Consider the following 16890-nt stretch of genomic DNA (forward strand, 5'->3'; position numbering starts at 1 on the left):
CTGCGATGGTTGCGCTTACTGAGCTGCTTGTTGCCGTGCGCGATGTTGCCAGTGTGGTTGCTCCCATCTTAGACCTATGCCTTCAGCGAGCTTGTCTCTCACAAAAAAGCAAGCTCTCAAAGATTACGCAATACGCGACCTGCAGGATTTTGCATGGGAGGAATAATGTCTGAACAGTCACCATCGACGACCAAGTTCCAAGATCGATACTGCGCATTTCTAGACATATTGGGGTTTTCTAATCGTGTGCGAGAGTTGGAGGCGTGCTGGGACGAAGCGATATACGCCAGACTCGAATCGTGCCTAAATTTTATGTCGAACGAACAACATGAAGCGGCTTACGGATCAGATCTGCCAATTTACGTACTTGAAGCCGATCATGTGATCGAAAAGGAACTCGGTGACCCCCGGCTGACTTACATCTCCGACTGCATAGTTATTTCAACCGCTCGCACGGCCGAAGGGTCTACGGCATTGTGCCGGAAGGTGACGAAAATTTGGATTGATCTGCTGTGGGATGGTTATCTTTGCCGTGGTGCCATTTCCGGCGGGCCGCTTATACACGAACGCGGCTTCTTGCTTGGGAGCGCCTATATGGACGCGTTCAAGTTAGAAAGCGAAGCAAGCGTACCACGAGTGATCATCGACAAGGGACTTCGCGAGATTTACGATAACTACCCGTCTCGATTTCCACTTTACCCACCTACGATCGAAAAGAGTTCTGATGAGTATCTTTATTTGAGATATTTTCCTTTTCAATTCTTTCCTCCTTACGCTTTTGATTGGAGCACCTACTTACTGGCCGCCAGGCGACACTTGCATCGAGGGCTCACTGAGTCGCCAGAGCGCATCCGCTCAAAATTCAGTTTTGCGAAGGACGAGTTCAACTTTGCAGTAAACACCTATAGGGGGATGTTGGACCCACTTGTTCAGCCGATAGAAGATTGATGCGGCTTATCTTGCACAGATAGGTTTCGTCAGAAAGACTATTAGTCGCTCGCGGGAGCGGGTGTCGGCGACCGATAGGCAAGCTTAGATTGATGGCATGATGCTGCTTCTGCGCGGTGCCAACGTCCCAGGCCACGTTAATGCCGAATAGTCACCCGGCTATTTGAGCATCGGTTATAGAATTAGATGACCGATGCTCCGAACAGTAGTGATTTCAATGCGATGATTCCCGCGCCCAACAGTGCGGGTGACGTCTCGGGTAAATTCATCGCGCAATAGCCCCTTGGCACACGTCAGCAGCGCGGCCGATCCGACAAGCCTGTGTCACCGTTGCATCGAAAGCGGTAGCGTACCACTATACTGCAAGTCGGTATTCTCAGTTTGAAATTAGGGGCGGTAGAAATGGAAGATGACGACATAGTCCCCTGCCTCAAATGCGACGTCGAAATGGACCTTCAAGGCCCCAACGACGCAACACTGAACAAATGGGCTGCTGATGCACTTCGCCGGCTAGCAGATTCGCTTGAGAAGAATGAGCTTGAATCCGGGCATCACGATTTGAAGGACAGCGTCGGGAAAACAATCGGCACGGTCTACGTTGACTATTACGGGCATGATGAGGCGATTTGATGCCCCGAACCACGAACGTTGGCGGTGAAGGGTTTTCACCCTGTTGATTGTGGCGCCTCGCGCTTGACGAACCATACTCATTAAATCATTTTCGATTGGTCACGACGCGGATGCGTCGGGCGCAAGGGTCGGATGGCCCCAGTCGCGGTAAAGACGCGGCGCGCGGCGGGCGGATGCCTGCGAACCCCCTCAACAACATCATCAGGTCATCCGCCATGACATCAACGGTCCTGCTCGTTGACGTGAGCACGCACGCGGCATTCGCGCCCAGCGACATCCTCGTAAATTCCAAGACTGCCAGGACAATGCTCGGCAACATCTCGCACGCGACGCTACATTGCTGGCAGCACGGTCTACACCATCGCACGCGCAACAAGATCATCCCTCCGCTGGCGGACTTCCCCGCCCCGGTCATGATCAGCGGTCGGCGCTACTGGCGCCGGTCCGACCTCGAAACGTTCATCAACGGCCGCGCCAGCGCCGCCTAGCGCCGAAAGGAAAAGGCCCCGCCAGTGGCAACCCGGCAGGGCCCCTAATCATCGCTTTTTTAGGAAAGCATCATGACTATACACGGTCGCGTCGCGCGTCTCAACTGCGCGTCTCTAACCGGCGTCACTTTGCGCGCATTCGATAGCGGAAAGCCGCCTGCAAGCCTCGCCGATCCTCTCGCGGGACTGAAAACCCTTCCGCAATGGGTACTGTGGCGACTTGAGCAATACGACGGTGAACCGAAACCGCGCAAAATCCCTTACGATCCGAAGACGCTTCAACGCGCCGACACGACCAATCCGACAACATGGGCGAGTTTCGAAACCGCGACGATGATCGCAACCATCAATCCGGAATTCCGCATAGGCTTCGTATTCACCTTGAACGATCCGTATATTTTCATTGACCTGGATGGGTGCCGTGATCCGCAAATCGGCGAATATAACGATGAAGCAACGCATATTTGCTCGCGCTTGTTTCCGGGCGTTGCGATGGAGGTTAGTCAATCAGGAACAGGCTTGCACCTGATCATGAGAGGCGACAAAACCCAATTCGGCAATCGTCGTAACAGATGGGGCGGCCGATTTGAGTTTTATCAAAACAACCGCTTCGTTGCGATTGCAGGCAACCAATGGATTGGTAACGCCGACCTAGAGCAGACGGCATCGCTACAAACATTCCTGCCAGTTCGCGAACATAATCATGACAATCAAGAAACCGAAACTATCCGCGACCCACGATGGTCCGGGCCGGAGGATGATCAGGAATTATTGGCCCGCATATTTGCATCTGATGACAAGATGTCTGCGGAGCGAATTACCGAACTGAACGACGCCATCGTGCGCGATCCGAGCAACTTTGTCGCGAAAGCTCAATTCGACATCTTAAGCCGCCGCGTTCCGTTCGCCGCACTATGGAGCGGCGACGCAAATGTATTGAACCAATTCTATCCGTCGTCGGCAGGAAAGCCATTCGACCACAGCGGCGCGGACTTGGCGCTTATGAACAAGCTCGCATTCTGGACCGGCAAAGATCATGTACGAATGATCCGGCTTTTTGGCATGTCCGCATTGGGCAAGCGCGATAAATGGTGCAATCGGGCATATTATCGCAATAGGACGGCCAGCAGCAGCAACGTGGCGTGCCGCGACGTATATCGTGGCACCAATCAAGAGCGACGCGACAAACAGCGCCAAGAGAACGAGCGCATTGGCGAACAGCTTGAATTCGACATCACAACAAAGCTGATTACGCTTGATGAAATGATCAACGATTTCTTGTTCGTCAGCGGTGTCGGTGCGTCGGGCGGCGTAGCGAATGCAAAGACGCTGAACGTTCTATCTGTTGCGGTTGCACGCAACGAATACGCACCGTCGAAACACCCGGTTGAATACACCGATAAGCGAACAGGCGGAACAAAGACGAAATTGGTTCCGGCATTTGAGCAATGGCTACCGCACGAAAAGCGCAAGCGCGTTGACAGCGTTACATGGAAGCCCGAAGGCGGCTCGATTTGCGACGTTCCGGAAAAGGTTGGTCTGAGCGGGTTCAATACGTGGCGCGGACTCATCAAACCAACGTGGCACGATCATTTCATCAACGATGACCAACTACGCGAACGATGGCTGACCAGATGGCGCGAACATCTTGCCTATCTTGTGCCCATCGAAACCGAACGCGGTTTGTTCGAACGTTGGCTCGCACATATTTTGCAGCACCCCGGCGAGAAGGTCGAAACCGCTTGGTGCTTCGTCGCCAACATGACCGGCATTGGTCGAAACTGGCTTGGCGGCGTTCTCTCGCGAGTGCTGCGCGGCTATGTGCTGAACAATGCGATTTTGGATGTTGTTCTAGACGGCAAGTTTAACGGTCGAATGTCGCGCAAGCTGTTGATGATCGTTGATGAAGCCAAAGCAGGAATGCGCGGCCCGAACACATGGGCGCTGTCCGAGAAACTAAAGACGATGGTCAATCCTGATTTCCGCGAGATCAACGAAAAGCACGGACTGGAATGGGTTGAACACAACGCAATGCGTTGGCTTGTGTTTTCGAACAACTGGGACGCCCTACCGATTGAGCGCGACGATCGGCGATGGAACATCGTTGAAAATCCGATAAAACCGCAGTCAACCGCGTACTACAAAGACATCTATGACCTTGTTCGGCGCGATGAATTCATTGCGGCGGTATGGGCGCATTTGTCCACGCGGTCGCTTGAAGGCTTCAACGTCGGTGATCGATCGATGAACAATGCCGCGCGCGACAGGATGCTCAACAGCGTTTCGACCGATCTTGAACAGGCGCTAAAGGAATTCAGAGACCAATGCAGCGCCCAAGTCGTCGATTACACCACTATCGAAAACTTTCTCAGGCAACGGGCACTCGGCGAACAACTCAATCGAGCCGCGATCCGACGCAACCTGATGAAGCTTGATATGATCTATCTCGATAAGCGTATTGGAACTGGCAATGACAAAAGACGCATGATCATCGTTCGCGACTTGAAACCAGCCGATGTCTACGACAACCCGGCCCGCTGGCTGGCATCTGCAGCCCACAACGCCGCAACAACCTTTTTCAATCGGTCATCGGAATAGTCATCAAGCCCGGCTTGCGCCGGGCTTTTTGTTGCCATCCCGGTCACAGGTGCGGCTTCCTAGGGCGTGCATCCATACTTGAAGTGTATCGCACTTCGGCTACAATCGACGGTCGTCTGTAGTCATGGAGGGGTACGTCATGGATAGCAGGCAACGCCAACGACTGAATCTATGGTGGAAAAAGTGGAGCCCATTAATTGTGGTTGTCGCCGCTGGAGGGTGGACGGTCATAACCGCCCTCGTTGCCGGCTCATGGAGTGTTTATCAGTTCAAAGAGAACACGCAGCAGTTCTACACGAAACTGGAGCGTGACAGGGTAGAGGCTGAAACGATTCGTCGGTCACAGGTTCAAGAGGCGGAGAAAGCGCGAATTGCGGCGGCTGCGGAGGCCGAGAGAAACAGAGCTGCAACTGAAAAGGAAAACAGCGCTTCGCGGCGCATTGAGGCTCAGAAACCTTTTTTGGAGAAGCGCCTTGCCGCCTATCTTGAAGCGGTACGGGTATCAAGCAGGCTGACCGAACTCGATCTGCAAACCGACAGCGAAGTGTGGAAAGAAAACGCTCGAAAGTTTTTTCAGTTGCGCTGGGGCGAGCTCGAAATGGTCGGTGACTTGGGAATACGTAACGCGGCGCGGCTTGTCGGAGAAGAAATAAATCACGTTATCGACTTTCCGTTGGAAGACCGCCACAATCTCCGCTGGTCAGTCGAGTGTCTTGCTGACGAACTAAGGTACTCACTTGAGCACACCTGGGGACTGCAGAAGGATTTGCGTAGGGAAACAGTTTACATTGATTTCGTTCCAAAGCTTCCGAGCGGCTGCACCGAAGGCAGAGACCCTGCTCTAGCGCCGCCAGGTATGAGGATCGGGATGGAACGTGGCCCTCAATCCAGATCTAATAGTCAATAGCTTTACCGCTGGGAGTTTTATCCGGCTGCTGCATCTTAGTAGTAGCAGCAGCGGCGGTACGCCCGCCATCTTCCATGAGCTGCGAATGTCCGCTTACTTGGGCGGTGCGGACGAAGCTATGCCGGAAGCTGCAAGATAGATTCATGATGGGGTGGACGCCCCGCCGACGGCATCGATGTGCCAAAGTGGAGGTGTTGGCACCACTTAAGGGAGGCGTCCGTGGCAGAGGTTAGCATAATCGGTCTAGATATCGCCAAGCATGTTTTCCACGTTCATGGCGCGGACGGGGAAGGACGCGCTATATTCAGCAAACGGATCAGCCGAGGAAAGCTGCTGGATTTCTTTGCAGCCCAGGCGAGTTGCACGGTAGCTCTGGAGGCATGTGGCGGAGCCCATCACTGGGCCCGGCAGCTCGCCCAGCTTGGCCATGAAGTTCGGCTGATCCCTCCCGCCTACGTAAAGCCGTTTGTGAAGCGTCAAAAGAATGACGCGATCGATGCCGAGGCGATCTGCGAAGCAGCGCAGCGGCCGAGCATGCGGTTCGTGGCCGTGAAGAGCGAACAGCAACAGGCGGCGGGTCTGGTGTTTCGGACCCGTGACCTGTTAGTGCGGCAGCGAACGCAGCTCATCAACGCGATCCGGGGACACCTCACTGAATATGGATGGGTCGCACCTAAGGGGCCGTCGCACGTGACGATGCTTACCGACCTGATCGAGGAAGAAGAGATGGCCAGCTCGCTCCCCAAAGCGGCCCACGCCATGTTCCGATTGATGTTGGACCTGCTGACCGACCTCAATGGCAAGGTCGCGGACCTCGACCAGGAAATCGCGCGACGTGCTCGCGAGGACGAAGTATCGCGCCGGCTAATGACCGTTCCCGGCATTGGCCCAATCTCCGCCACCGCGATCGCCGCTCTAGCACCGCCGGCCGAGACCTTTGCCAAAGGCCGTGACTTCGCCGCTTGGTTGGGTCTCACGCCTCTTCAAAGATCGACAGGCGGCAAGCAGAAGCTCGGTGCGACATCCAAGATGGGCGAACGCACGCTCAGGCGCCTCCTCATCATCGGCAGCAGCGCGGTCGTGCAACAGGCAAGCAAACGCGGCGCGCCAAGGGGTTCGTGGCTCGAACAGATGCTGGCTCGCAAACCGCGCATGCTGGTGACCATCGCGCTCGCCAACAAGATGGCGCGGATCGTCTGGGCGCTACTTGTAAAGCAGGAAAATTACAGGGCTCCGGTCGCAGCCAAGGCGTGATCTTGGTGGGCCTGAGGTCGTCAGAGGTGTAGTCGGTCGAAGGAGGGTATGGTGCAACAGTCGGCGAGACGGGGCCGGAAGAACCAGATGTACTCATCGTGCCTAGAGCACGCATTTATGATTTGGTTCCGGTCCGCGAACTCCCATACAGGCCCGCAGCTCCATCGCTGCATCAGAGGCCGGACAGATGGCAGCATCCGACTACGTGCCAATCTTCCTCAAAAACCGCTTGCATCTGGCGGGGCGTCCACAGATGAGTACACGCCCTTCTGTAATGGGCCCGATGATGTCAAGCCTCCCGAGTGAACGTCACGCCGCCGAGCTCATGCTTCTGTCCGTGGTCGACGCCTGGCCGCCACATCATGCTGTCAGAGGGAGCGGTGAGCCTATCTAGATACGCGTGGTTCGTCAGACGACGGCCACTGGGCGTGTAACGGCTTCACCGGATCCACCGTCCCGGCGACGGGACTTCGGGCATTGGGCTTCAGTTCAGCCCGGTTGCGTTCTTAATTTCCTCCGCCTGTTCTATGCCGCTATCGGCCCCGCTTCAGCCCATCGGTAAGTTGTGCCGTCGACCCAGATCCGATGCAAGATCACTGCGAGCTTACGTGCCAGGGCGACTTTTGCGCGCTTCGAGCCTCGCCGTTTGGCGACGTCCATCCCCCAGCGCTTGAGTTTCGAGAACCGTGTGATACGCGATAGCAGAACGTTGGCGGCTTCATACAAGACCGTCCGCACCGTCTCATCGCCGGCCAGCGTGATTCCGCCCGTGACGTCCTTTTCTCCCGATTGATATTTCTTTGGTGTGAGCCCGAACAGCGCGCCTGCTGCCTTTGACTTTGCAATGCGCTTAGGATCATCAATCGCCGATTTGTAGGTAATAGCCACTAGGGGACCAACGCCTGGCACTGTCATCAGCCGGCGACAGACCGCATCGTCACGCACAGCTGCCAGCACAGCCTTGTGTAGCCTTCCGTATTCTGCCTTCAGGGTCGATCGCGCCGAAAGCATCGCATCGGCAATGCGCTCCAATGTCGCCTGGCCCGCAACCAGCTCTCGAATCCGCGCTTCGAAATTCCTTCGCGTCACCGGACCAACCTTCAGACCGAAGCCGCGCAAAATCCCTCGGATACTTAGTTCTACATCGATGAGCCGCCCGAGAAGCTGTTTGCGTGCGATCAGGAGTGCCCGGATCTCTTGCGCGTCAACCGACTTTACGTGTACCGATCGATACCACCCCATCCGGATCAACTGGGCGATCCCGCGGGCATCCTTCCGATCCGTCTTAACCGTCATTGCAGACAACGCGGCCTTCACGTGCCGCGTTTCCAGCAGAACTGTTTCGAATCCTGCACCTCTCAGGCCCGCATGCAGCCATTGCGACAGCGGCCCAGCCTCCAGCCCGATCCGCTTCACTGCAAAGCCGAGCGCCTCAAAAAGCTCAACTAAGGCGCCGGGCTCGCTTGCGACCTTTGCTTCCCTCAGGATCTTACCCTGGGCGTCCACAACACACACGCTCGACAGTTCCAATGACACGTCGATTCCGGCATAATTGTCCACGGCTGTCCTCCGTCTCCAGATGCTTGGGGCCGACTCAAATCGTGACCCCGTTTCATCATCTATCGGGGGACAGCCACCATCATGACCCCTTGCTCGGAGCCGGGCCCATTACCGCATCTAGTTTTCGCTTTTCTGTTTCTGGACAGCTTGGACAGCGTCTCTGCTCCTCTGCAGAAAAATACATCAGGGATGTTTTACGGCGTAGGGAATAGGAGACCTGTCCAAGCTGTCCAGCCGAAATTATGGAAAAGAACGACCATAGTTTCACGAGACTGCAACTGTGATCGGAATTGCGATCAGGGTTGTGAGATTTCCCCCGGCTGCTACCCGCGCAAATTCAGTATCACGCAAACACAGCAATTTAAGCGCTTTCGCGTTGACGCGCTTCAGTTTGCTGAACCGATGCTCAACAACGTTGCGATGGTTAAGCGATGATCGTTGCGGTGGACATCGCGTCATCTTTCGCGATGAAGTTCACATGTAACTATTTGAAATTGCTGTGATTATCGCGTTGATCGATCCCCGCGAATATGACTTGATCAGAACACAGGACGCGCGCGCCGCGCATCAAGTCATCCGAAAGGGAAATCCGGAAATGCCAATGCTCCAGACCAGCAACAACGAGACCGGGCGGGGAAACATTCTCGGTCTCATCGACACCCGAACCCAGCAACGCGCGCAGGTGTTCATCCCGACTGCGTTCGCCAAGGATACGCCGCTCGCAGGCCCAGCGGCTGGCGTGTACGTGGGGATTGCAGGCGGCAACGTGGAGATCGCCCAGGCATCCGCTCGCTTGTTACCGGAAGCCCTCACGGAGCATCTGAAAGCTTCCCTGCCCGCGATCCTGCGCGTTCCCTTCAACACGTTCTGTAAGGCCATCGCAGATTTCCACGCCAGCAGCGAGAGCATTCGCGTTGATCTCTCAACTCCCGCGCCCGAGACGCCGGCCACGCGGCCCATACGCAATCGCTCCGTGAGGATCTTCGATGCGGCGAGCCCCTCGGGTAGGGTGGAATTGGCACAGGACTCCAAACTTGAACAACTGTCCGGCCTTGTTGCCGCAGGCGCACTTTCCGCGCTACCCCCAGAGGTGGCAGCGCTGGTAATGGACAAATTCATGGCGCTGCGCTTCGCCGCTCGCCAAGGGCTAGCCGCAAAATACCCGGTGCGTGCATCCGCCAGCAACCCGGTCGCAATCGGCAGTGATAACGACGCTATGATGCAGGAAGCGAACACGTTTGTTGCCGCGATGAAGGTCAATGCGCGCACCGTTGAGCAAGCAATTCAGATTTGCCGCGATGTAATTACGTGGCTGTCACTCGCTTGCCAGTGCACCACAGACGAAGCCTTCGCCTTGCTGACCGCACCGAAGAACGCGAACTAATCCGCAATGCGTCTACGTGGCCCACAATTGCCGCCCTGTGTGGTGCTTCGAATAGCACCACACATTGACGCGGTTGCGCTCCGCGCGGCACTGCGGGCCACGAACGCAACGCTGCACTACTGGCGCACGGCGCACGGCATGCCGAAATCTGTGCGCTCCGGAAACGCCTCGTTGACTGATACGCAGGCTCTGGCGTCATGGCTCTATCGGCACAACATCTCCGTTCGGTGGATTTAAACCTATGAACGCACCGCCCAACTTCGCCGTAATTCTCGGTAAATCATCGGTCGCGAAAGACGAACGGGGCCGCTTCGTATCCGGACCGGGCAATACCGGGAGGCCACGCGGATCACGCAACAAACAATCCGCCGAGTTGATGAAAGTTGTCCGAGCGATGGGCAATCGCGCTGTCGCCAATCTGTCCGACGCTCTGGACGCTAAAGAGCAATGGGCAACAACTCTGGTGCTTCGTTACTGCTTACCGAGCGCACGCACGCAAGAAATGCACGGCGCTGAACCGGAAGATATCAAGGAGGCGTTTATTGCTGGCGACATTTCAGCGGATGAAATGAAAGCGATTGCCACCGCAATTGAGAAACTGAAATCAGTCGCGGATATCGACGACTTGCGCGATCGCCTTGGCGAATTGGAACAATTTCTAAATGCCAATAAGTGATCGCGACCGCAGCAGGCTTGCTGCACTCATTGCGATCGTGAAGCCTGCCCGCAGCCTCGCGGCGAAGCTTGAAACGCTAACCGGTGAACAACGCGATTATTGTGAAAGATGGAAAGCGAGCAACGAGCGATGGTTTGAACGGTGCAAAGCTAAGCATGATGACGAAATCGAAATTCAAGCGCGCCCATACGCACAAATGCTTGAAGGGTCTGGACCGCCATCGATGCGCCGCGACGTAGAAACCGCGCTTTTCGACGAAACACCAAGGATACTGTTGACCGACACGGAAGCCGACGCGGCCCGCAAATGGAGTATCTACAATGATCAATGAAGCAAACACGGCGATGCGCGACCACTGCATTGTGCATGGTATTGTCGATAATTCGCCGCTTCGCGATGTGCGGATTTACAAGGTGTTTCACCCGCACCCAATGCTCTACTCATTCAATCGCGATGGCTTGATGCATTTTGCGATCGCAGCGGAATATGACCGCAGGAATGGCAAATATGCGTCCAATCGAAACGCCGTCATTAGAAAATGCGAGGCGCTCTATCTGGACAAATATCAGAGCGAGCCAGCGCGCGAGGTACAGTTTTTCGCCAATGTCACGACGCCTGATCTTTCGATTAGCCGCGAAACATTTCTTCGCATCGTACACCAGCACATCTTGACCACACCGGATCATTCGTTTGAAACACCGAAGAACTTGCAGTTGTTTTTCGAAAAGCAAACCAATTCGTTGAACGACGCTGAGCGGCTGTTCAATGACTACGTGGATCAGCTGGCAAGGCGGTTTCCAGACAAGTGCCGCGAATGGCGTAAATAGACCGGCGATCGGGCGGGCCGTCTTTCAATCGTCCAAGGCAACAGAGGCACCCATGGCGACGAATCTTAGCGACAACGATCACCGTGAGATTGGCGCGCACATTTTCGAATACATTCAGGAATTACTAGCAAAGGACGGCGACAGAGCCACCATCACACTTCACGCAGACCATATGAGATCGCTGGATAGATTCGTGATTTCCCAAATCGAATGCCCCGGCAGTTAGTCGCTGTGCGAACGGACGACCGCGATGAAAATCGCTAGTGGGGCCGAGTGCTGCAGTGATCTGCGCGGAGTGGGCGCGCGCGGCTAACCCCAGGTTCACGACTGTGCAGGCGTCGCAAATCGGTACACCGTGTTGGTGATATGATCATTGATGTTGGGCTACTAAAGGCATTTGCTTTGCGGTGTTTGAGGGGTTTTATCTGCGATGTCGAGCGCCGTTGACGCAATGGTGGTCGAAGACTTGAATAAGCAGTAAGCAGACACTCCGCATCTGTTGGGCGATGTGAGTTATTTCCGCGCGGGTATACCGTCTGCCGATGTCGCTTGCCTTCTCTGTTCCGTGCGCGATCAGATTTCGGTGGCCGACGACCTCGTTGATTCTGCCAATGTGCGCGCGTCGTCTGACCGGCAATCGTTTGATCCCAAATACTCGAAAGATCATTTGCAGTTGGGTATATCTAAAGTGCGACCCATCGTGCGGAATGACACTGTTGCCCGCAGCATCAAACGGCGTTTTCGATAGCGCTTTTTCGAATAGGCTAAGCCGATTTTCCCAAACCTTTCGTTCGCCTCCATCCCGCAGCGAGCTGAGTTCGGCATCTAATGCGAGCGCCAGTAGCGAAGGAATCAGGTCCTGCAGGCGATGGTTATGCGTGCGGATGGCGTCAATTGCGGCTCTCACTACGCTGCTCACCGTGTATTCGTAAGCCGCATATGCTTGGACAAAGACTAGACCTTTGGCAGTTGCGCCTTCATCACCCTGAAACCCCTTCGTTAAGCGAAAGAAAGACTCGATGGCGGCGAACCTCGCCTCAACTTCAGCTTTGATTTGAAGGAACATAGGCCTGTCCTAGGAATCGATCCCGACAGAACTCGATACGCCCCCTTACTGCACCCCGATCATTCGTTGCACCGGTGGTGTAGGAACGAAGTTCGTCGCAATCGATCCAATCTCCAAGGCCCTGAAGCTTGAGATGGTTTGTTTCTCTCAGTGCCAGCGCGGCACCAACGGCAATGCCTTCATAGAGATTGAGGGGAGTGCGACCCTTGCCACCTGCTCGGAAAAGTCCTTTGGGGAATGCCTTCGCGAGTTCGGCAAACACTTTTTCAAATTCTGTTTCGTGAGGCGCGGTAGCAAAAGATTTGCTCGCGTCACGCATGTAGTTATCGAGAAAGTCTTTGACGCTGTGGTCGAATTTTTTATAACGGTCGAGAAACGCGAAGTAGCGCAGAACGCATTCTTCCCGTGTTCCGTCGCCTTCCTGCTTTTTAGTTAGCTTCACGACGGTGTTGAAGTTTTTGTTCTTCGCAAGTGTGTCCAGCAGCGTTGCGAACGGGCCGTAGAACACACAGTCGCGAATTTCTTGATTCGTTAGCTCAATTCCGCCTGTATTCAGTCGCTCGAATAGGTCGATGCGAACTATCTTGTCGCTCTTGTCATTTAGGGTAACGACCTTGAGCGGACGCGTTCTGAAATGTAATTGAATGTTTGCAGGCAATTCGTCGAATGTTGCGTCATTGAACTTGGCAATCTTTTTTAGATTTTCGAGTTTCAGCGGCTCGCCAAGCCCGAGCTTAGCCCTCAGTTTGGCGTCGCCTGCAAACTTCACCAATGAACTGAGCCGCTGCACGCCATCAACAACTTCCCAAGTGCTGTCGATGTTTGTTGCCATGAACAGATTAGGGATAGGGATACCGAGCAGCAAAGATTCTATCAATTCGGAGCAGCGCTCGCTGTCCCAGCGAAACTGTCGCTGATAGACGGGGGCTACTGAGATTTCGCCGTCCTTCAGCATCCGCAGAAGTTCTTGGACCTGTATGTCGAATGTGTCGAAATCGACAGTGCGCCGCTGTTCGCTCAGTTGTTGCGCCAGTTCTTCTGCGGTGGCCATGTCGGGTTAGTCCTAGGGTGGTCCTGCGGGATCATAACGCGCTGATAGGTGGAGGAAACCGCCTTCTGCAACCATCCACACGACATGCGGTATTGTTGGTTCTTGGAGCGGGATTGGCAGGTGGGAATTGGTGCTGGCAGCAGGGATCGAACCCGCGACCCCGTGATTACAAATCACGTGCTCTACCAACTGAGCTATGCCAGCGACGGCCCCCGGTCATATCAGAACAGCGCCGATCGGGGCAATGGATCGCTGCGCATTTACCCAGTTGGTTACCCAGATGAATTCGAAAATATCTATCTATTTGAAATATCACCGACAATATCGATGAAGCCACGGTTTTGTAAACCGAAGGTCGGGGGTTCAATCCCCTCAGCCGGCACCACCGATTTAGCCGACAAGAACAGACACGGCACATTTAGCTTCGGTATCTGGTCCGAATAGCTCGGACCTATCCATCAACCCGCCGCGCACGGCGGGTTTTTCTTTTCGTGCGCCACCGGCCGGGTGCTTCCGACCAATTTCAACGGAAACAATGACTAGAACCGAGATCGAGGCGGCGATTTACGCCAGCCTCAAGAGAACCGCGCGTTGGCGCCGAACCATTGCCCAACGCTTCCCGAACGATCCCCGCAATATGGCAGCCGCTGATCGGCTTGGCGACCTAGCTAGACAGGTCTTTCTGACAGGCGAACAGTGCGCCGCCCTCGCTCCCCATTTCGACGATAGCGAGCGCTGGAATGATGTCCTGTCCGATACCAGCCGCGCGGTTGGCATCCGGCCGGGTCTCGATAGCTTCGATGCATACGCGCAACGCCTGATCGGTGCTCTGCAATGAATTGGGACCAATTCCTTACCGCTGAACTCACCCGCAACCCGTTGCCGGTGATCGACCCTCGCGACTGGCAGGACAAGCCGGTACCGCCGCGCGACTGGCTAGTTGACGGCCTGATCCCTATGCGGGTGGTCACGCTCTATTACGGCGACGGAGGAACCGGCAAGACGCTAACCGCCATGCAGTTGATTGCGGCGACAGCCCTGAAGCTCGACTGGTTCGGCAGGCCGGTGGAAAAGCCCGGCCCCACGCTGCTCTACACGGCCGAAGACGAGGCCGACGAACTGCACCGCCGCTTCGCCGCTATCGTCGCTCAGAGCGGCCACCAGTTGCGCGACCTTGAAGGGGTGCGTGTGATACCCATGGCCGGATTGGACCCTACACTGGCCACGCAAAGCGCTTCTGGCGGCATCTCAATGACAGGCCAGTTTGAGAAGCTTAAGAAGGCGGTTGAAGAGCACAGGCCGCGTCTGGTGGTGATCGATCCCGCCGCCGATGTCTTCGCTGGCGACGAAATTAAGCGCGTGCAGGTTCGCCAGTTCGTGCAGAAGCTTGCCAAGCTCGCCCTGGACAACAATTGCGCCGTGCTGTTGCTCGCGCACCCGTCGTTGACGGGACTAACCACGGGCCGTGGTACGTCAGGCTCAACGGCTTGGTCGAATAGTGCCCGATCGCGCCTGTACCTCGAAATGGACAAGGACGATCCTGATCGCCGCGTGTTGCGGGTGATGAAGGCAAATCACGGTCGCGTCGGCGAGGAAATTGCGCTGCGTTGGAACGATGGCGCGTTTGTTCTTGATCAGGGCGCTGATGGCGCGGCTGTTAGTCTGGCCAACCGTGCCGCTGATGACGTATTTCTTTCGACCTTCGTCAAGCTCACGGCCCAAGGCTACCGGTTGAGCCCCAAGCCGTGTGCGACGTATGCGCCAAAAATGATTGCTGAGAACGTCAAGGGCTACACGAAAGCCAAGATGAAGGAAGCGATGCAACGGCTGATGGACGCGGGCGTACTGCGCATCGAGACACAAGGGCCGCCGTCGCGGCGGTATGACATGTTGGTAACAACAGTCCACTGAAGCCCGCGAGCGGTACCCACGAACGACGTGGCCATCTTTCAGGTACAATGACTTGAGGGATGGCAACGCTATCGCGCAGGCGTGGCACTCATCTTGCTACGCTTCCGCCGATTTTGATATGCGACAAAGCTTCCGATAAGTGTTGCCAACGCGATAAATATTGCAAGCCAGGAAGCAAAGAGAACGATGTGGGAAACACTCAATGAGATGTCTGTCCATAGCACATCGGTCCGATTTCTAATTTCATTTAGTTCGCGCCCACCCAATAGCGGACACTTATCACCGAACTCGTGCAATGCGATTGTCGTACACGCGTAGCCTCTGACGACTCGCTCCGAGCTATTTAGAAGGGGGACTGTTAGCAATCTAAACAGAACGCTGTAAATGAGTGAGGAAAGGATCAAAAAGCCAAAACTCCACAACATAACTCGGCTCACGACCTGCTTCTTCGGCGAAGTCAGATGTTGGTACGTCATTGCAAGGACAACTAGCTGAGTGACAGAAGTGATTCCCGCGACCGCCATCGGATGCGAAGGTGGAGCTAACGAACCCAGAGCACCCAGAAACGGAACGACACCCGAGGTTACAGCCCAAGCGGAAAGCTTGCCATAATTCTTCAACAAGTCGTCGAACGATGCCATGCTCGGTGCCTAATTGACGACCCATCGCTTCACGCTGTCAGGCGTATCACTGAAATCTTTTCGCCGGGGTTCAGTGGAAGAGCCATCGCTGCGCTCAACTTGATACCAGTATGCTCCATCGAAGGTTGCTTCCTCACCGTGATTCAACGTGTTCCAAAGATTGCATTCCCTGAACTTCTTTGGATCAATTCCCTGCGATGCACAGAAGGTGTAGTATAGAGCTTCGATGTATCGAATCCTTCTCCCGGGCGGCTGTATCACAACGGTAACAGTATGGCCGAAGGTGCCACCACACTCTAGCTCCCAGGATATTCGGGGCAGTCCAGGCTTCGTCTGCCGATACGCTGCAAGCTTCGTTTTCAGCGCTTCAATGTCGTTTCCATAAAGGACTCTGGAAACATTGCCTCCCCGGATTCGCGCCAACTGACGCTGTTCAGCATCTGCCAAGCTCTTTTCCCAAACAGACGGCGGATACTTTGCCCATCGTAAAATCCTGTCCGCCTGAACCGTTTCTGCCGCGAGGAATCCCATCGCGGTTATCTGGTCATCTTTTGATCTGAATACTCCAGCGTCTTGCACGCATGGAAAATCAATCTCGCTTCCCGGCCGTCCAGTCCACTCATGTAATTCATTGCCTATCACTTGCTTCAGCAACGCATATTGTGCAGACGTATCGGCGCGCACTCGTTGTGTGGAAGTTTGCGCCTGAGCAGACAACACCGACAACCAACCTCCAAGAACAACCGCAACTATCCTGTGCAACATGGGATTCTCCAAATGAATTGGACGCTTCCCGACTGCGATGAATACAAAGGCGGCTAGCGTTGACGGTAGTGCGAGCGCACTGCTTACTCGCTCTGGGCAGATAACCCGGCGGCTAAGCCACCGGACGGCACACAGCGCGCGGGCGGCCCGGCCGGGGTAGGACTTCACGGTTTAGCTGCCTCAC

The 16890-nt window shown here is 55.3% G+C and carries 16 protein-coding genes and 1 tRNA gene; 12 read left to right on the plus strand and 5 right to left on the minus strand.

All coding sequences use genetic code 11. The features are described from left to right. Positions 1-312 precede the first annotated feature (312 nt). From ACKWRH_RS28230 to ACKWRH_RS28255, 6 genes are all read left to right on the plus strand, one after another. Positions 313-948, plus strand: coding sequence for a hypothetical protein (locus tag ACKWRH_RS28230; protein WP_445216179.1), 636 nt, complete (start codon positions 313-315; stop codon positions 946-948). Between the two features lie 402 nt (positions 949-1350). Further along, positions 1351-1578 (plus strand): hypothetical protein, encoded by a 228-nt coding sequence (locus ACKWRH_RS28235; protein ID WP_445216180.1) that lies wholly within the window; start codon positions 1351-1353, stop codon positions 1576-1578. Between the two features lie 95 nt (positions 1579-1673). Continuing rightward, the gene (locus ACKWRH_RS28240; protein WP_445216181.1) at positions 1674-2066 is read left to right on the plus strand and encodes a helix-turn-helix transcriptional regulator; all 393 of its coding nucleotides are present in this window, start codon (positions 1674-1676) and stop codon (positions 2064-2066) included. Between the two features lie 72 nt (positions 2067-2138). Next, positions 2139-4664 (plus strand): phage NrS-1 polymerase family protein, encoded by a 2526-nt coding sequence (locus ACKWRH_RS28245; RefSeq protein WP_445216182.1) that lies wholly within the window; start codon positions 2139-2141, stop codon positions 4662-4664. Positions 4665-4803: 139 nt separating this feature from the next. After that, positions 4804-5571 carry a hypothetical protein gene (locus tag ACKWRH_RS28250; RefSeq protein WP_445216183.1) on the plus strand — a complete coding sequence of 256 codons (768 nt, stop codon included), beginning with the start codon at positions 4804-4806 and terminating at the stop codon, positions 5569-5571. A gap of 219 nt (positions 5572-5790) precedes the next feature. Continuing rightward, a complete protein-coding gene (locus tag ACKWRH_RS28255; protein ID WP_445216184.1) occupies positions 5791-6825 on the plus strand; it encodes an IS110 family transposase in 1035 nt (344 codons plus the stop codon). A gap of 525 nt (positions 6826-7350) precedes the next feature. On the opposite strand, the gene ACKWRH_RS28260 is transcribed toward ACKWRH_RS28255, so the two are convergent. After that, complete coding sequence (locus ACKWRH_RS28260) at positions 7351-8385, minus strand: IS110 family transposase (protein ID WP_445216185.1); 1035 nt, start codon at positions 8383-8385, stop codon at positions 7351-7353. Positions 8386-8884: 499 nt separating this feature from the next. Between ACKWRH_RS28260 and ACKWRH_RS28265 the strand changes: the two genes are divergently transcribed. The 4 genes from ACKWRH_RS28265 to ACKWRH_RS28280 all read left to right on the plus strand — a co-directional run bounded on the left by ACKWRH_RS28265 (position 8885) and on the right by ACKWRH_RS28280 (position 11272). Beyond that, entirely contained in the window at positions 8885-9769 is an 885-nt protein-coding gene (locus tag ACKWRH_RS28265; RefSeq protein WP_445216186.1) for a hypothetical protein, read from the plus strand. 241 nt (positions 9770-10010) lie between these two features. Next, positions 10011-10445: a hypothetical protein gene (locus ACKWRH_RS28270; protein WP_445216187.1), complete on the plus strand. Its 435-nt coding sequence runs from the start codon at positions 10011-10013 to the stop codon at positions 10443-10445. Then, complete coding sequence (locus tag ACKWRH_RS28275) at positions 10432-10776, plus strand: hypothetical protein (RefSeq protein WP_445216188.1); 345 nt, start codon at positions 10432-10434, stop codon at positions 10774-10776. The genes ACKWRH_RS28270 and ACKWRH_RS28275 overlap by 14 nt, the downstream gene beginning before the upstream one ends. Then, on the plus strand, positions 10766-11272 hold the full coding sequence (locus ACKWRH_RS28280; protein ID WP_445216189.1) for a hypothetical protein: 507 nt from the start codon (positions 10766-10768) through the stop codon (positions 11270-11272). Before ACKWRH_RS28275 ends, ACKWRH_RS28280 begins: the two co-directional genes overlap by 11 nt. A 421-nt stretch (positions 11273-11693) precedes the next feature. Here the strand turns inward: ACKWRH_RS28280 and ACKWRH_RS28285 are convergent, their stop codons facing one another. The 3 genes from ACKWRH_RS28285 to ACKWRH_RS28295 all read right to left on the minus strand — a co-directional run bounded on the left by ACKWRH_RS28285 (position 11694) and on the right by ACKWRH_RS28295 (position 13593). After that, complete coding sequence (locus tag ACKWRH_RS28285; protein ID WP_445216190.1) at positions 11694-12338, minus strand: MAE_28990/MAE_18760 family HEPN-like nuclease; 645 nt, start codon at positions 12336-12338, stop codon at positions 11694-11696. After that, positions 12316-13389, minus strand: coding sequence for a DUF262 domain-containing protein (locus tag ACKWRH_RS28290; RefSeq protein WP_445216191.1), 1074 nt, complete (start codon positions 13387-13389; stop codon positions 12316-12318). Before ACKWRH_RS28290 ends, ACKWRH_RS28285 begins: the two co-directional genes overlap by 23 nt. Positions 13390-13517: 128 nt before the next feature. After that, positions 13518-13593 (minus strand) — tRNA-Thr (locus ACKWRH_RS28295). Positions 13594-13924: 331 nt separating this feature from the next. On the opposite strand from ACKWRH_RS28295, the gene ACKWRH_RS28300 reads away from it, so the two are divergent. Both ACKWRH_RS28300 and ACKWRH_RS28305 read left to right on the plus strand, forming a co-directional pair. After that, complete coding sequence (locus tag ACKWRH_RS28300; RefSeq protein WP_445216192.1) at positions 13925-14227, plus strand: hypothetical protein; 303 nt, start codon at positions 13925-13927, stop codon at positions 14225-14227. Continuing rightward, on the plus strand, positions 14224-15300 hold the full coding sequence (locus ACKWRH_RS28305) for an AAA family ATPase (protein ID WP_445216193.1): 1077 nt from the start codon (positions 14224-14226) through the stop codon (positions 15298-15300). Before ACKWRH_RS28300 ends, ACKWRH_RS28305 begins: the two co-directional genes overlap by 4 nt. A 650-nt stretch (positions 15301-15950) precedes the next feature. On the opposite strand, the gene ACKWRH_RS28310 is transcribed toward ACKWRH_RS28305, so the two are convergent. Next, on the minus strand, positions 15951-16706 hold the full coding sequence (locus ACKWRH_RS28310) for a hypothetical protein (protein ID WP_445216194.1): 756 nt from the start codon (positions 16704-16706) through the stop codon (positions 15951-15953). Between the last annotated feature and the right edge of the window lie 184 nt (positions 16707-16890).

Source organism: Bradyrhizobium sp. Pa8 (assembly GCF_052588265.1).

What these genes read in the sequence shown, in the direction of transcription:
- ACKWRH_RS28230 (WP_445216179.1), top strand. Translation starts at nt 313, where the DNA reads ATGTCGAACGAACAACATGAAGCGGCTTACGGATCAGATCTGCCAATT.
- ACKWRH_RS28235 (WP_445216180.1), top strand. Translation starts at nt 1,351, where the DNA reads ATGGAAGATGACGACATAGTCCCCTGCCTCAAATGCGACGTCGAAATG.
- ACKWRH_RS28245 (WP_445216182.1), top strand. Translation starts at nt 2,139, where the DNA reads ATGACTATACACGGTCGCGTCGCGCGTCTCAACTGCGCGTCTCTAACC.
- ACKWRH_RS28250 (WP_445216183.1), top strand. Translation starts at nt 4,804, where the DNA reads ATGGATAGCAGGCAACGCCAACGACTGAATCTATGGTGGAAAAAGTGG.
- ACKWRH_RS28270 (WP_445216187.1), top strand. Translation starts at nt 10,011, where the DNA reads ATGAACGCACCGCCCAACTTCGCCGTAATTCTCGGTAAATCATCGGTC.
- ACKWRH_RS28275 (WP_445216188.1), top strand. Translation starts at nt 10,432, where the DNA reads ATGCCAATAAGTGATCGCGACCGCAGCAGGCTTGCTGCACTCATTGCG.
- ACKWRH_RS28280 (WP_445216189.1), top strand. Translation starts at nt 10,766, where the DNA reads ATGATCAATGAAGCAAACACGGCGATGCGCGACCACTGCATTGTGCAT.
- ACKWRH_RS28285 (WP_445216190.1), bottom strand. Translation starts at nt 12,338, where the DNA reads ATGTTCCTTCAAATCAAAGCTGAAGTTGAGGCGAGGTTCGCCGCCATC.
- ACKWRH_RS28290 (WP_445216191.1), bottom strand. Translation starts at nt 13,389, where the DNA reads ATGGCCACCGCAGAAGAACTGGCGCAACAACTGAGCGAACAGCGGCGC.
- ACKWRH_RS28300 (WP_445216192.1), top strand. Translation starts at nt 13,925, where the DNA reads ATGACTAGAACCGAGATCGAGGCGGCGATTTACGCCAGCCTCAAGAGA.
- ACKWRH_RS28305 (WP_445216193.1), top strand. Translation starts at nt 14,224, where the DNA reads ATGAATTGGGACCAATTCCTTACCGCTGAACTCACCCGCAACCCGTTG.
- ACKWRH_RS28310 (WP_445216194.1), bottom strand. Translation starts at nt 16,706, where the DNA reads ATGTTGCACAGGATAGTTGCGGTTGTTCTTGGAGGTTGGTTGTCGGTG.